This window comes from Halomonas sp. 3A7M (assembly GCF_014897875.1).
Taxonomy (GTDB): domain Bacteria; phylum Pseudomonadota; class Gammaproteobacteria; order Pseudomonadales; family Halomonadaceae; genus Vreelandella.
On the sequence record NZ_JABUZD010000174.1, the window covers coordinates 64,433 to 79,607 of the forward strand.

General features: G+C 53.2%; 13 protein-coding genes. 7 read left to right on the forward strand and 6 right to left on the reverse strand.

Annotated features, from left to right (window positions below; genetic code table 11):
- Nucleotides 1–21: 21 nt before the first annotated feature.
- Nucleotides 22–1,221 (reverse strand): ectoine hydrolase DoeA, encoded by a 1,200-nt coding sequence (gene doeA, locus INT19_RS18335; RefSeq protein WP_089039667.1) that lies wholly within the window; start codon nt 1,219–1,221, stop codon nt 22–24.
- A 222-nt stretch (nt 1,222–1,443) separates the two neighbouring features.
- On the opposite strand from doeA, the gene INT19_RS18340 reads away from it, so the two are divergent.
- The 5 genes from INT19_RS18340 to INT19_RS18360 all read left to right on the forward strand — a co-directional run bounded on the left by INT19_RS18340 (nt 1,444) and on the right by INT19_RS18360 (nt 6,807).
- Nucleotides 1,444–2,379, forward strand: coding sequence for a 2-hydroxyacid dehydrogenase (locus INT19_RS18340; protein ID WP_193061785.1), 936 nt, complete (start codon nt 1,444–1,446; stop codon nt 2,377–2,379).
- 88 nt (nt 2,380–2,467) lie between these two features.
- Nucleotides 2,468–3,202 (forward strand): hypothetical protein, encoded by a 735-nt coding sequence (locus INT19_RS18345; protein ID WP_193061786.1) that lies wholly within the window; start codon nt 2,468–2,470, stop codon nt 3,200–3,202.
- Nucleotides 3,203–4,135, forward strand: a complete 933-nt coding sequence (locus tag INT19_RS18350; RefSeq protein ID WP_193061787.1) for a lysine exporter LysO family protein — start codon at nt 3,203–3,205, stop codon at nt 4,133–4,135.
- A gap of 79 nt (nt 4,136–4,214) precedes the next feature.
- Nucleotides 4,215–5,444 carry a nucleoside recognition domain-containing protein gene (locus INT19_RS18355; RefSeq protein WP_193061788.1) on the forward strand — a complete coding sequence of 410 codons (1,230 nt, stop codon included), beginning with the start codon at nt 4,215–4,217 and terminating at the stop codon, nt 5,442–5,444.
- 130 nt (nt 5,445–5,574) lie between these two features.
- Nucleotides 5,575–6,807, forward strand: coding sequence for a DUF3422 domain-containing protein (locus INT19_RS18360; protein ID WP_120386423.1), 1,233 nt, complete (start codon nt 5,575–5,577; stop codon nt 6,805–6,807).
- Nucleotides 6,808–6,818: 11 nt separating this feature from the next.
- Here the strand turns inward: INT19_RS18360 and INT19_RS18365 are convergent, their stop codons facing one another.
- The 3 genes from INT19_RS18365 to INT19_RS18375 all read right to left on the reverse strand — a co-directional run bounded on the left by INT19_RS18365 (nt 6,819) and on the right by INT19_RS18375 (nt 9,730).
- Nucleotides 6,819–7,826 (reverse strand): asparaginase domain-containing protein, encoded by a 1,008-nt coding sequence (locus tag INT19_RS18365; RefSeq protein WP_193061789.1) that lies wholly within the window; start codon nt 7,824–7,826, stop codon nt 6,819–6,821.
- Between the two features lie 39 nt (nt 7,827–7,865).
- Nucleotides 7,866–9,329 (reverse strand): alanine/glycine:cation symporter family protein, encoded by a 1,464-nt coding sequence (locus INT19_RS18370; RefSeq protein WP_193061790.1) that lies wholly within the window; start codon nt 9,327–9,329, stop codon nt 7,866–7,868.
- Nucleotides 9,330–9,514: 185 nt separating this feature from the next.
- Nucleotides 9,515–9,730: a DUF2798 domain-containing protein gene (locus INT19_RS18375; RefSeq protein WP_089039675.1), complete on the reverse strand. Its 216-nt coding sequence runs from the start codon at nt 9,728–9,730 to the stop codon at nt 9,515–9,517.
- A 100-nt stretch (nt 9,731–9,830) separates the two neighbouring features.
- Between INT19_RS18375 and INT19_RS18380 the strand changes: the two genes are divergently transcribed.
- A complete protein-coding gene (locus tag INT19_RS18380) occupies nt 9,831–10,733 on the forward strand; it encodes a LysR family transcriptional regulator (RefSeq protein WP_193061791.1) in 903 nt (300 codons plus the stop codon).
- An 87-nt stretch (nt 10,734–10,820) separates the two neighbouring features.
- On the opposite strand, the gene INT19_RS18385 is transcribed toward INT19_RS18380, so the two are convergent.
- Nucleotides 10,821–13,004, reverse strand: a complete 2,184-nt coding sequence (locus INT19_RS18385) for an OsmC domain/YcaO domain-containing protein (RefSeq protein ID WP_193061792.1) — start codon at nt 13,002–13,004, stop codon at nt 10,821–10,823.
- Between the two features lie 179 nt (nt 13,005–13,183).
- Nucleotides 13,184–13,825, reverse strand: coding sequence for a TetR/AcrR family transcriptional regulator (locus INT19_RS18390; protein WP_193061793.1), 642 nt, complete (start codon nt 13,823–13,825; stop codon nt 13,184–13,186).
- A gap of 81 nt (nt 13,826–13,906) precedes the next feature.
- Here INT19_RS18390 and fabF point away from each other — a divergent pair, with 81 nt between their 5' ends.
- The gene (gene fabF / locus INT19_RS18395) at nt 13,907–15,172 is read left to right on the forward strand and encodes a beta-ketoacyl-ACP synthase II (protein WP_193061794.1); all 1,266 of its coding nucleotides are present in this window, start codon (nt 13,907–13,909) and stop codon (nt 15,170–15,172) included.
- Nucleotides 15,173–15,175 lie beyond the last annotated feature (3 nt).

Sequence of the window (15,175 nt, forward strand, 5' to 3'; positions counted from 1 at the left end):
TCCCTTGTATTGTATAGACAGCTACTTAACAAACAGCTGGCGCGGAAAATTGGCCAGGGTTTCACAGCCATTTTCAGTAATCAGAATGCTTTCGGTAATTTCCAGTCCCCAGTCTTCTACCCAGAGGCCAGGCATGAAGTGAAATGTCATTCCGGGCTGAAGAATAGTTTCGTCAGAGGGGCGCAAGCTCATCGTGCGCTCGCCCCAGTCCGGCGGGTACGAGATACCAATCGGATAACCACAGCGCGCGCCGCCACGGTCAAAACCGTATTTATCCATCGCTGCACCCAGCGCCATGGCAATATCCGCCGTACGATTGCCCGGCTTAGCTACGGCCAACCCACTCTCAATGCCTTCCAACAAAGCAGATTCAGCACGAATAAAGTCGGTTGGCGGCGTACCTAAAAATACGGTGCGCGACATCGGCGCGTGGTAGCGCTTGAAGACACCAGCAATTTCGAAGAACGTGCCTTCACCTTTACGAAATGGCGTGTCGTCCCAGGTAAGGTGCGGCGCAGCAGCGTCTTTACCGGTTGGCAACATCGGCACAATGGCGGGGTAATCGCCGCCAAACACTTTGCCATTCTCGTCAATAAATCCTTCGATGCCGACGCGGTAAATTTCCGACACCAGCTTACTTTTGGGCAGCCCGGGCTCAATAACCTCCAAAATACGCGTGTGCATCCCTTCAACAATTTTTGCCGCCACACGCATATAAGCTATTTCTTGCGGCGACTTAATCGCTCGGCACCAATTCACAAGTGCGTTGGCATCCATAAAGCGCGCATGGGGAAGCTCACGCAAAAGGCTTTGATAGGCTTTAGCAGAGAAGTAGTAATTATCCATCTCCATGCCCACCACACCGGTATGCCAACCACGGTCAGGCATGATCGATTGGGCAAGATACTCCATTGGATGCATATCCGGATTTTGAACATAGTAATCCGGATAGTAGGTAATATTATCGGGGTCTATCCAGCAGGTGCGCAGCGCGCCGTTGGCATCCATACGGCGGCCAAACCATACAGGTTCGCCTTCAAGGCCCACCAATACGCATTGATGAACATAAAATGACCAGCCGTCGTAGCCAGTCAACCACGCCATATTGGAAGGATCACTGACGATCAGAACGTCAATACCACGGCCCGCCATCTCAGCGCGCACTTTCCAAAGCCGATTAGCGTACTCTTCACGTGTGAAGGGCAGGGAAACCTCAGTCATCGGGCAACTCGCCATCAAAGATCACTAAGAACCAGCGCTATCTATTGTAAGTTAGGCGCGCTGGGCCACAGGATCGACCTGGCCACCCCCGCAGTAGGCCTGCCAATGTCGTCTTAGGGCGATACTAGCACCGACCCTTGGTTGCCGGTCAAAGCCTTTATGACAAAAATTGTGGTAAGCCGTGGTAGCGTAACCATAGTTAACATGTAGTCAGGAGGAAAAATGAAAGTAGTCATCCATATTGATGATTCAGCCCAATGGCAAGCCGCTCTAGAAAAAGCGTTGCCCCAGGCCACTGTATTGACAAGTGACGCACCTGAAGATGAACGCAAAAACGCCGACTACCTTGCCGTTTGGAAAGCTCCAGAGCATTTACTGCAGGAACAAGACCAGCTCAAAGGCATTATCAACCTGGGAGCAGGTGTTGATTACTTACTGAAAACACCCGGCCTTCCAAGCGATGTTCCTATCGTGAAATTACGTGATGCTGGCATGGGCGAACTCATGGCAGATTACGTGCTATATGGCGTACTGCACTTCTACCGCAGCATGGATCGCTACGCCACTCAACAGCAGAGCGCTACCTGGAAGCCCCAAGCCGTGCCTGAAAAAACACAGTGGCCAGTTGGCGTATTAGGCCTTGGCGCAATCGGCAGTTACGTAGCCACTCACTTGTCGCAAGCAGGGTTCCCCGTACTTGGCTGGAGCCGCTCAGCTAAACAGATTAGCGGCGTACGCTGCCTGCATGGCGATGAAGGGCTTGATGAACTGCTTGGCCAAGTGCAGAGCTTAGTCACTATTTTGCCAGATACCGCGGCTACGGAAGGTATTCTTAACGCCGAACGGCTAGCAAAATTACCCGAAGGTGCCAGTGTTATTAACCCCGGTCGCGGCAGCCTAATCGATGAACAGGCGTTGCTCGATGCGCTCGGTGAAACGAATAAGCCAGGACATCTGCGTGGTGCCCTGCTAGACGTTTTCTGTGAAGAGCCTCTTCCAACCAACCACCCCCTTTGGCAGCATCCAAGCGTGGTAGTAACGCCTCATATGGCAGCGCCTACACCACTTAATGACGCCATTGATCAAGTCATTGCGTATATTAAGGCATTTGAAGCGGGTGAATCGTTAGCAACGATTAGCCCAGCAGCAGGCTACTGACGCTTAGCCATACGCACGCTATACTGCACGGGGAACCAAGCGCTAGCTAAAGGCTCTTAGGAAAACACTCGAGAAGGAGGAAGGGCCTTTGCGTTATGTTACAAGAGGCATCAGACACCCTAAGTCTGCGAGCGCAATGTTGGGCGCTTGCCTGTTTTCCCTGTGCGGCTTAGCAACAGCAGATACTCCACAAGGTGAGCAAACTCTGCAAGCCCCACACCCCTTCCAGGCCCAATACCGTTTAGAAATACGCGGCTGGCCCGGCGCAACCATTACCCATACGCTCAGCAATGAGGGGCTCCACTGGTTAAGCAATATGAATTTTGCTGTCGCGATTGCCCGAGGTGAGGAGCGTAGTCGCTTTTCGATAGACGATACCTCGACTCGCTCTTTGCTCTATAACAGCAGTTATTCGCTACTGGGTGTCGGCGACAGTTACCAGCTCAACGAAAGTGATATTAGCTCGCTTGATCGCCAGGCCGCTCTATTCGACCTTTCCCGACGAGCAGGTCATGAAGGCTGCATGGTAAGCACTCCCTGTGATATCGAGTTTGTTGATCACCGCGGACGCGACGAACACTTCCAGTACTATGTCGATCAACAGAATATCAACGAGCCCAACACCATTTCCGTTCCCGCCGGTGAGTTCGAAACCACGCGCGTCACGCTGATTGATAAAGAAAAGCCCGACCGATATCTACACATTAATTTCCACCCAGGTTGGCCAGGACTAATCCTCTCGGCAGAATATCGAAAAGAGGGGCGTCGGCAGACGTATCTCACCATGACTCAATTCAACCCCGCTGGGGGTAACGCACCTTAAATGCTTTCTGGATTACTGATTGTTTTATTGCCTCTCTTGTTAGGCTACTTAGTACGCGTTCGTTCTACCCGCTTACTGAACCTCATCAACCGAGCCGTTAATGGCTCGGTTTATTTGATTCTATTATTGATGGGGGTAAGTCTTGCGGGCCTTGAAAACCTGGGCAGCCAGCTTTCAAGGTTAGGCGGTAACGCGCTGCTGCTGTTTAGCATTACTACCGTGCTCAACTTGGGTGCACTGTGGTGGCTATCACGCCAAGTGGCTTTGAAAGCCGGTAATTCACCAGTGGTGAAGAACGCTCCTACTAGCAAACTGGCGGCTATGCAGGGTTCACTCATGTTGGTAGGTGTGGTGGCCGCTGGCGTGGCATTTGGTTTGCTGATTGGCCCGATGATTGGGGAAACGCTGTTTACCACCGCCGACTGGCTGGCAGAATGGGTGCTATACGCACTATTGATGCTGGTTGGCTGCCAGCTACGCAATTCCGGCATGCCACTTAAACAAATTTTGCTGAATCGCCTGGGACTTGCCATCGCGGTTACCCTTGCGCTGAGCTCGCTACTCGCTGGCTTGTTAGCCGCCCCGCTTCTCTCGCTTAGTTGGAATGAAGGCTTAGCCATGGCATCTGGCTTTGGCTGGTATTCGCTTTCGGCTATTTTGATTGGCGACCAACTTGGTCCGTTAATGGGCGGCGTGGCGTTTTTCAACGACCTTACGCGCGAACTGCTGGCCTTTATTCTGATTCCTCTCGTTATCCACCGCCACACCGCGCTAGCCATTGGCTATGGCGGCGCAACGTCGATGGACTTCACCCTGCCGGTGATCCAGCAGCACGGCGGAGTGGCCTGTGTCCCTATTGCCGTGGTCAGCGGATTTATCCTGTCACTACTCTCTCCACCACTGATTCTGTTTTTTCTTTCGCTTTCGGGTTAGCGATTGCAGGCAATCATTGGGTAGGATAAGCAGCGTTATAAACATACAACTGCCTCACTGCCCAGGATGCCTGCCCACCATGCTAAACGGAATTTGGTTAAGCTTTTTCATTGCTGCGTTTGCAGCCTCGTTGTGGCAGTGGTTAGTCGGTGGCGATAGCGAGGTTTTTGCTCGCTTAGTGCAGTCGCTGTTCGATATGGCAAGCGTCAGCGTGGATATTATTTTAGTGCTACTAGGCACGATGACGCTTTGGTTGGGCTTTCTTTCGATTGCCGAAAAGGCCGGCATGATTCGCTTACTAGGCCGCGTGCTTGACCCACTGTTTTCCCGCCTAATGCCAGAAGTGCCCCGGGGCCACCCTGCCATGGGGCTAATTAGCATGAACTTTGCGGCTAACATTCTAGGCTTAGATAACGCTGCCACACCGATTGGCATTAAAGCCATGCAATCGCTGCAGAGTCTCAATCCGAGCCGCGATACCGCCAGCAACGCACAAATTCTGTTTTTAGTGCTCAACACATCATCACTGACGCTGCTACCTGTCACGATCTTCATTTATCGTGCTCAGCAAGGCGCGGCTGAGCCCACCCTGGTCTTTCTGCCGATTCTGCTGGCTACCAGCGCCTCCAGCCTGGCAGGGCTACTCGCGGTTGCACTCGTACAGCGCTTAAAACTTTGGCAACCCGTGGTGCTGGCTTATTTGGTCGCTGCAGCGCTTGCCTTGGGGTTATTAATTACCACGCTGGCGGGCATGTCGGCCCAAGCATTGGCGGCTGCTTCAACACTGGTGGGTAACCTAACGTTATTCACTATTGTCATGATGTTTTTAGTGGTTGGCGCACTGCGTGGTGTCAGGGTGTATGACGCCTTTATTGAAGGGGCAAAGGAAGGTGTCAGCTTTACCGTCACCCTGCTGCCGTATCTTATTGCCATGCTGGTGGCGGTTGGCGTACTGCGTGCCAGCGGCGTTCTGGACGCAGGACTAAGTGGCATCCGTTGGTTAGTGGAAGGGGTTGGCTGGGACACTCGCTTTGTCGATGCGCTGCCTACCGCCTTTGTAAAGCCCCTTTCTGGTAGCGGCTCGCGGGCCATGATGATCGAGACGATGAACACCTTTGGTGTCGACAGCTTTCCTGGCCTGCTAGCCGCTACCCTGCAAGGCAGCACCGAAACGACCTTCTACGTGCTAGCGGTCTATTTTGGCGCGGTCGGCGTTACCCGTATTCGCCATGGCCTGGGCTGCGCGCTCATCGCCGACGCCGCGGGCATCATCACTGCCATTGCCGTCTGCTACTGGTTCTTTGGCTAACGCCGCTTGGCAACTAGGTTAGCCATCAAGCTGGCTATTCGTAACAACATTCGCCACAACGCTCTTAACAACACTCTTTACAACACTCTTTACAACACTCGTAACAACAATAGATCAGGTAATTTGTTTCATGCATGCTCAACACACGGCATTACATAACGAGCTTCACGCGCGGCCTCCCATCTATTTTGAGGGGCCTGCTTGCCTTCATCACTACGCTTTTACGCTTGAAGGCGATGACGTTACTAGGTTGCTTAATCGCCTAGCAGAACTGACAGAGGTCACTGTCACGCCCGATCAGGTGCAACAAATAGTCAGTTGCCAGGGTTGCTTAGTAAAGTGGGAGCGGCACACCGAATTTTTTACGCTGACCATTAAGCACGACAACAACAGCAACCCTCGCATATGGCCAACACCACCTACGTTTTTAGCCCGTTTACTCGCGGATGTTGCCGATAAAATAATCAGTGCCAGCGTCTTGCGCGTGGAAACGGCCAATCGATGGGCAGGTAGCGTGGAGGCCTATGGATTAGATCAGCCAGCGGGCTCAAAGGTAGGCGGCGGAGATGCCACGGTTTGGAGCGACTTCAACCTGGATGATCAGCAAAGAAACCGATTGCTAATGGTTAACGATAATCTGGATAGCTATCGACTGGGCAGGATGGCGAGACGCTTATTTGATATTGAGACTTACCGCATAATGGCGATGCTGGCGCTACCGGAAGCCAAAGCACTCAGCCGTGAGCTACAACACTATGAAACGGAGCTGTCTGCACTCTCTCATCAACACGCCGAACAGCACACCTCCCCTGCCGAGCCGTTGCTCAACGCCTTGACACTGCTCTCGGCAAAACTCGAACGCTGCGGTGTACAAACACGCCAACGCTTTAGCGCGACCGATGCCTATGCCAACATCGTGTTGGCACGCATCAATGAACTGCGCGAGGAGCGTATCGGTAATTATCCTCGGCTTGGCATGTTTATTTTGCGACGATTTGAACCGGCCGTGCGTTACTGCGATGCCATGAACCGTCGCGTTGAGACGCTGGCCACCAGCGCCACACGCTTAAACGACTTGTTGCGTACCCGCACCCAGGTCGAAATCGAGAGGCAAAACTACAAAATTTTGCAGAGCTTAGATGCCCGCGCAAGCAGCCAGCTAAAAATCCAAAAGGCCGTTGAAGGCCTCTCGATCATCGTCATCAGCTACTACATTTTCAGCTTAATGAAACTGGGGCTGGAAAGCTTAAGAGCGCTAGGTGTCGATATCGAACCCAATGTTGCCGCTTCCGTCATAGCGCCACTGAGTGCGCTTATTATCGCGATCTTAACGTGGCGAATTTGGAAGGTTAAAAAGCACTAGAGGGTAAGATGTTAGCTACACTCGCCTCGTAGTGAGCCGCTAAGTGCCCTGCGCAGTGCAGGGCCGCTCATTCCACGACCTAGCAGCACCGTAAGCTTTGCAACGGCGGCTTCTAGGGTGATATCACCTCCTGCAATCACACCGGCTTGGTTCAGCGCCGCGCCGGTGGCGTAGGCTCCCTGTACGACTTCCCCTTGGGCGCACTGAGTCACGTTAAGCAGTGCGACCCCTCGTTCACTTGCAGCCGTTAACGCCGTTAACAGCTCGCCTTCAAAACTAGGCGGGTTACCGACGCCGTAGCTATGCAGAATCAAGCCTTTTAAGCGTTCATCGGCCAGCAGCGCCTTAGCGCGGCGCAGCGACATACCAGGATAGAGTGGCAATATCGCAACCGTCTCATCATCTACCTCAATGGGGGCAAAGTCAGGCCGTCCGCTCAGCAACGCAGAAGGCTGCGGGTAAGATATGGCAATGCCAAGCTCGGCAAGCCAGGGGAAATTGGGAGAGTCAAAGGCATCTAAGCCCTGAGTGCGTACCTTGCGCGCACGATTACCGCGCAGAAGTCGATCGTGAAAGACCAGACTCACTTCACAAGGTGTCGCGGAGTGATCCACCAGTTGCAATGCACTGACGAGATTATTCAGTGCATCGCTACGGGGCTCCCCCAAAGGAATTTGAGCGCCGGTGAAGATCACCGGCTTGTTGAGCGCGCCGAGCATAAACGACAACGCAGCGGCGCAATACGCCATGGTGTCGGTACCGTGTAGCACCACAAACCCATCGTATGCTTGCCAGTGGCTTTCTAACTGTGCCACTAAACGGTTCCAGGCGTCTGGCATTAGCTCAGCGCTATCAATCAGCGGCTGCATTTCTAGCACATCAAACGACGGCAACCTGTCGGCGGCCAGCGCCAAGTGTGCGGCTAAACGATCGGCCAGCCCCGCGCAAGGCACATACCCGTGTGGCGATGGTTGCATACCGATGGTACCGCCGGTGTAGAGCATGAGTACGCGGGACATAGTCTCTCCTAATCGAATAGCGTTAGTGCCTGTGAGGGCTTACTTAGCAGGCGCACTTGCCAGGCGCTGTTTTAGCGCTTCGGCCTCTTCAGGCTCCAGTTCCCACGCCTTGGGGTCTAGCTCAAGATCCGGGTGCTGGTTGGCATCGAAGATCGGCTGTTTAATGCCCTGGCGGCGCTGGCTATCGTAATCGTTCAGAATGCGTAGGCCACACTTGAACAACAGAATCAGCGCCACGAGGTTGACCACTGCCAATAGCCCCATGGTGACATCGGCAAAGCCGAACACAGTGCCAAGATCTGTGGTCGCGCCCCAGCACACCAGCAACACAATGGCGACCCGGAAAGCGTTAAACAGGTTCTGGTTGTCGCGGCTAAAGAAGTTGAGGCTGTTCTCGCCGAGGTAGTAGTTGTACAAAATAGTACTGAACGCAAACAGCAGCAGCGCGAGGCTAACAAAGGTGCGACCCCATTCGCCTACATGGTCGGCTAGCGCCGCCTGGGTCAGGGCGATCCCTTCAACGCCAGCGCCAGCTGTCGGGTCGTACACACCGCTGAGCAGAATCAAAAATGCCGTGGCCGAGCAGATAATCACGGTATCGATAAACACCGAAAACGCCTGCACAATACCTTGGTTGGCCGGGTGCGGTACGTAAGCAACCGCTGCCACATTAGGCGCACTGCCCAGACCCGCTTCGTTAGAAAACAGACCACGCTTCAAACCCATCATAATGGCCGCACCAATACCGCCACCAATCAGCGGTTCAAGGCCGAAAGCACTTTTTACGATTAGCATGATAACGCCGGGAATTTCACCAATGTTCATGGCGATGACCAGCAGCGCAATAGCGATATAGCTGACCGCCATAAAAGGCACCAGAAACTCTGAGATGCGCGCAATACGTTTGATACCACCAAAAATAATCAGCCCTACCAGCATGGCCAGGGCAATGCCACTGTAAAGCACCGGCACACCAAAGGCGTCGCCAAACGAGGTCGCTACCGCATAAGATTGCAGTGCGGTAAAGGCAAAACCAAAGGTTAACAGCAATAGCACCGAGTAAAACGCTGCCAGCCAACGCCACTGTTTACCTAACCCTTTAACAATGTAGTACGCCGGACCACCGCGATAAGTGCCATCGCCTTCCGCTTCTTTGTAGGTCTGCGCGAGGGTACATTCTAAAAAGCTAGTTGCCATCCCCATCAGGCCCACCAGCCACATCCAGAAAATAGCCCCTGGGCCACCTAGCGTAATCGCGACCGCCACGCCGGCAATATTACCGCCACCCACGCGCCCTGCCACTGACAGGACAAGTGCCTGAAACGAACTTAAGTGGCCGTGTTTATTACGCTTAAAGGCCTGACCCGACCCCAGGATGCGAAACATTTGGCCGAAATAACGAAACTGCACAAAGCGGGAAGCAACGGTAAAACCGATGCCAACGCCTACTAGCAGCACTAGCAGTACCTTTCCCCAGAGGAGCTCATTGAGCATATCAAGCATGTGATTTTCTCCGCGTTCTTGTATTAGCGTTATGTTGGAATTCGCGTCGTTTTATTTCGCGCTTCTTAAAACCGCGCCGCGGAGAACGTTTTACCAAGCATGGGGAAGAATTAAATTTGGCGCAGCGGTGCAGTTGTGCGCACTCACTGCATCATCGGGTGCACCAGAGTGCATCAGGCAAGCCGTCAGACTTTCTCGGCAATGCGGTGGGCTAATTTATGCATAAAGGGGCCACAGATAAATGCAATGATCCCAGCAGCTGGCCAAGCAAGCAGCCAAGCGTGCATCCAGATGCCAACAAAATCAGCATGAGTTCCGATATTCACGTACGTTACCCAGGCAGACATAATCAGCGATAGCGTAAACGACATGAGAATAGCGAAGATAATTCTGTGTTTCATGGCAGTACCTGAGAGTGATGTTTGAGTGCGGACAGATTAACAAACACCTATAACGGTAATATATGCCAATATATGAGAATCAATTTTACAGAATTGCAAAATGCGAAAACCCTCTCTTGATGACCTAAACATCTTTATCGTGGCCGCCAACCAACGCAGCCTCACAGCTACGGCGGCAACGCTGAAGATGACCATTGCCACCGTGTCGCGGCGCATAAGCGCACTGGAAGCCACACTAGGCGTAGAGTTGCTCCACCGCTCAACCAAGGGGTTAACGTTGACGCCTCAGGGTGAGTCCTACTTCCGCGAGTGTGAGGAGCTAGTACTCGCACTGGATCAGCGAATTTCAGACCTGGATCAAACACTGTATAGCCTAAGCGGGCCATTGAAGGTTATGGCACCTGTCAACCTGGGCAGCGGGCCACTGGATGCGTTTTGGCGTCACTTTATTGATCGCTACCCTGAGATTGCGCTGACGATCGAACTCGATAACAACGTGGTTGATATTCGCGACCACCAGGCTGATATTGCGCTTCGCTCTGGACCACAAAAAGACTCGACGTTGATCCAAAAACACCTGGGCTATATAGAGCCGATTTTGGTGGCATCACCGACGATGAAACACCCTATTCCCAGCACGATAGAAGAGCTACAAGCATGCCCCAGCGTGGCAGCAAAAATGTTTAGCGATTGGTTGCTGTTCCATCAAGACGGTAGTCAGCACGCTTGTCACAAGAGCCATTTCCATATCAGTAACGATATGAATATTGTGCTGAACCTCACAACGTCGGGAGCAGGCGTCTCGTTGATGCCCGCCAGTATGGTGGCGAACAGCTTACAAGCGGGAGAGTTAATACAAGTGCTCCCTGAGTGGCGGGGACGCCACCGTGAGATCTTCTTGGTATGGCCCTACCGGCGCAGCCTTTCAGCAAGGGCCAAGCTGTTTCGCCACGAGTTAATCGAATTCCTCAGCCGCCAATCTTGGTTCCACTCTGCTGATTAGACCGTCTGTTCGGGCAAAGTGGCGACCTGTTCTGCTGGCGCCGTAACACCAGCAAAACAGTTAACTAGCAGCGCGTTTGGAGAATGCTTAAATGCCCGCTTTCGCCGCCCGTGCCGCATGAAGCTTCTTATAGCTTTCGATCAAGCGCTGGTGGCGCTCCAGGCCTTCTAACTGCATGTTAGTCGGCGTTAGGCCGTGGAAGCGTACTTCGCCACTTACCGACCCCACGACAGCCGCCATGGTCGCTTCGCCGAACATGCGCTGGAAGTTATGCAGATAGTCTTCAAGCTCCAGTTCATCATCCAGCACAATTTCCAGCACCGCGTTTACCGCCTGATAGAACAGACCGCGCTCAACGGTATTATCGTTGTACTGCAGGAACATCTGCACACAGTCCAGCGCTTCTTCATGGCGTTGCAGCGCGAGGTAAACCAGCAGCTTGAGCTCTAGAATCGTTAGCTGCCCCCACACAGTGTTCTCATCAAACTCGATACCGATCAGCGTGATGATATCGGCGTGGTCATCCATCTGGCTCTCTTCCAACCGCTCGACCAGATCGGTGAGCTGAGCGTCATCCAAGCGGTGCAGATTGAGAATATCTTCGCGGTAGTCCAACGCTTTATTGGTGTTATCCCAGATTAAATCTTCAATGGGGTACACCTCGGAGTAACCCGGCACCAGAATGCGACAGACTGGTGCGCCTAGGTCTTCGTGGACCGCCATGTACACTTCAGCGCCCAGCTCCTCAAAAATGCCAAACAGCGTCGCGGCCTCTTCCTCATTGCTGCCAGAGAAATCCCATTCACTGAATTCAAAATCGGGCTTGGCACTAAAGAAGCGCCAGGAAACCACGCCAAAAGAGTCAATAAAGTGCTCAACAAAATTGTTGGGTTCAGAAACGGTTTGCGAGTTAAACGTCGGCAGTGGCAGATCGTTTAATCCTTCGAAACTGCGCCCCTGCAGAAGCTCAGTTAGGCTGCGCTCCAGCGCCACTTCAAAGCTCGGGTGCGCGCCAAATGAAGCAAATACGCCGCCGGTACGCGGGTTCATTAAGGTGACGCACATTACTGGGAACTGCCCGCCCATGGAGGCATCTTTGACCAACACCGGGAACCCTTGGGCTTCCAGGGCGTTAATGCCTTCTACGATACTTGGATACTTGGCTAGCACGTCCTGCGGTACATCCGGCAGAGCTAACTCCTGTTCGAGGATTTCGCGCTTCACCGCCCGTTCGAAAATTTCCGACAGGCACTGCACCTGGGCTTCTACCAGGGTATTGCCCGCGCTCATACCGTTACTGAGGAACAGGTTTTCGATCAGATTGGAGGGGAAGTAGACCGTTTCGCCGTCGGACTGGCGCACAAAGGGCAACGAGACGATACCGCGGTCTTCACGTCCCGAGTTAGTATCGATCAGATGTGAGCCACGCAACTCGCCTTCTGGGTTGTAAATGTCGCGGCAGTGTTCGTCGAGGATTTCAGCGGGGAGCTCATCGTTCGGCCCCGGCTGAAACCACTTTTCATTGGGATAGTGAACAAAATCGCTGTTGGCAATCTCTTCGCCAAAGTACTGATCGTTATAGAAAAAGTTACAGCTTAAGCGCTCAATAAACTCGCCCAGCGCCGAACACAGGGCGCTCTCTTTGGTAGCCCCTTTGCCATTGGTGAAACACATCGGTGAAGCCGCATCGCGAATATGCAGTGACCAGACGTGGGGCACGATATTGCGCCAGGAGGCGATCTCGATCTTCATGCCCAGGTCAGCCAGCATCGCGCTCATATTGGCGATGGTTTGTTCTAATGGCAGGTCTTTGCCTGGAATATAAGTAGCACTGCCCTCCGGCGCTCCCATCAGCAGTGCCTGGGCGTCCTCGTCGATGTTTTCTACCGTCTCGATCTGGAAATCAGGGCCGGTTTGAACCACCTTCTTAACCGTGCAGCGATCGATGGAACGCAGAATGCCCTGGCGATCTTTTTCAGAAATATCTTCCGGCAACTCGACCTGGATTTTGAAGATCTGCTTATAGCGGTCTTCCGGGTCGACGATGTTGTTCTGTGACAGGCGAATATTTTCGGTAGGAATATCGCGGGCGTTGCAGTAAACCTTTACAAAGTAGGCCGCACACATGGCAGACGACGCCAGAAAGTAGTCAAACGGCCCAGGTGCCGAGCCGTCGCCTTTGTAGCGAATCGGCTGGTCGGAGATAACCGTAAAATCGTCGAACTTGGCCTCTAAGCGGAGGTTGTCGAGATAGTTAACTTTGATTTCCATGAGCGGGCATCCGGATAGATAAATGTGCTGAAGGTCTTGGGGCCATAGGCTGATGGCGGCCATTATCCAGTTTTTTACCCGCTTCGTCTTGGGCAGTCTGCCGAATCACTCATTCAACGTCGCGTAAGAGCGGTAACGCTCCAACAACACATCGAGACTCTCTTCAGTAGATGGCCGAACTACTGTGCTTGCATCATACGCTCCACCTCAGCTTCGCTGACCCCGAGCATCAGTAAAATCTGGCGTTGTGTGGCTAACAACACCTGCTTTCGTTCCACCTCCCCCGGCAAACTTTTGGCAATCGCGACGGCCCCTACCAGAGAGGCCAATATGACCCGGGACTTATCAGCAATCGCTTTGCGGTCATTGGCAAAGGGAAGTTGTTTCAGCTTACTCAGCGCGATCAAGCGCGTTTCAAGCATCTTTTTCATACTCATATAGGACGCTTCAAACATAGTGCGAATTTCTGCTTTTTCACTGCCTATTTCATTGAACAGTACCGCTTCAGGCCCCGGCCTATGCTTAGCTTCCAGCTCTTGGAGATTGCAGTAGTTAGCGACTAACTCGGTTAAGTGCTGCAACGAAAGCGGGCCTTTTACCAGCCTAGCCGCCCGACTGTTATCAATGGTCAGGCGAACAGACTCATTGTATAGGGCCTCTTTTGAAGCAAAATGCGCATAAAAGGCGCCATGCGTCATCTTGGCTAGCTTCATGATCTGGCCAATCGAGACCTTTTGAAACCCATTGCGACTGAATAGCTCCGTCGCCGAAGCCAAAATGCGCTCTTTGGTTTTCGATTTATGGCTCTTGGGATAAGGCATAGCTACCTCGTCAGCTAAATATTATCTTGATCATATACTGCCCATTGCTAGGGTGACCCTATCAATAAATTAGGAGTCACTATGCACTCACCTATCGTGATTACCGGCATGGGTATGGTCAGCCCGCTAGGCAACAGCGTCAACACAAGTTGGCAGCGACTGGTTAACGGCCAGTCTGGCATCAGCACCATTGACCGCTTTGACACAAGTCATATCCCGATCAAAATTGCCGGGGTGGTGCCGAGTATTGACCGAGACCCCACCGGCGGTATTGACCTGAATGAGATAGCCGATCCCAAAGAGCAGCGCAAAATGGACTTGTTCAGCCTCTACGCATTGGCGGCAGCCAAAGAGGCGCTATCACAGGCCAACTGGTTTCCCGTTGAGCAAGCCCAAAAACGCAGAACGGCCACCATTATTGGCTCTGGCATTGGCGGCTTCCCGACTATTACACAAGCTCAAAAAACCCTTGCTGAGCGCGGCTATCGCAAACTCTCCCCCTTCACGGTGCCCGCCTTTCTAGCCAATTTGGCTGCTGGTAACCTGTCCATTCATTATGGCTTTCAAGGCCCTCTCGGTTGCCCGGTGACGGCTTGCGCGGCTGGCCTACAGGCGATTGGCGACGGTATGCGCATAATACGCAACGGAGAAGCTGATGTTGCCCTCGTCGGCGGCGCCGAGGCGTGTATTGATCCGCTTTCACTCGCCAGCTTTAACGCCCTAAAGGCCGTTTCCACAGAAGCCGACAACCCTGAGCGCGCGTCCAGGCCCTTTGATAAAGCCCGTAACGGATTTGTGATGGGAGAAGGCGCTGGCGTTATGGTGATCGAAACGCTTGAGCATGCGGTCGCGCGGGGCGCAACGCCGTTAGCGATCATTAGCGGCTACGGCACCAGCGCGGATGCCTACCACCTGACGGCAGGCCCGAAGGATGGGGCCGGCGCTGCAGCTGCGATTCAAGCGGCGCTAGGCATGGCGAACCTTACCACGGATGCTATTGATCATATCAATGCCCACGCCACCTCGACGCCCGTTGGCGACCGGGCTGAAGTTGCCTCATTGCGTAACGTATTCGGTGAGCGTTTGCCGGCCATCCCTATTTCTGCAACAAAAGCCGCCACAGGACACCTATTAGGCGCAGCAGGGGGCATTGAGAGTATTTTTTCTGTATTGGCAGTCAATAATCAGCAGCTTCCGCCCACCATTAATCTTGAGCACTGCGATGATGATATGCAGGATTTAACCTTCGTCACGGCGACTCATCAGAAGCACGTCACGAAGCATGTATTGTGCAACGGATTCGGTTTCGGTGGCGTCAATGCAGCGCTGATTATCAGCACTGTCTAGACG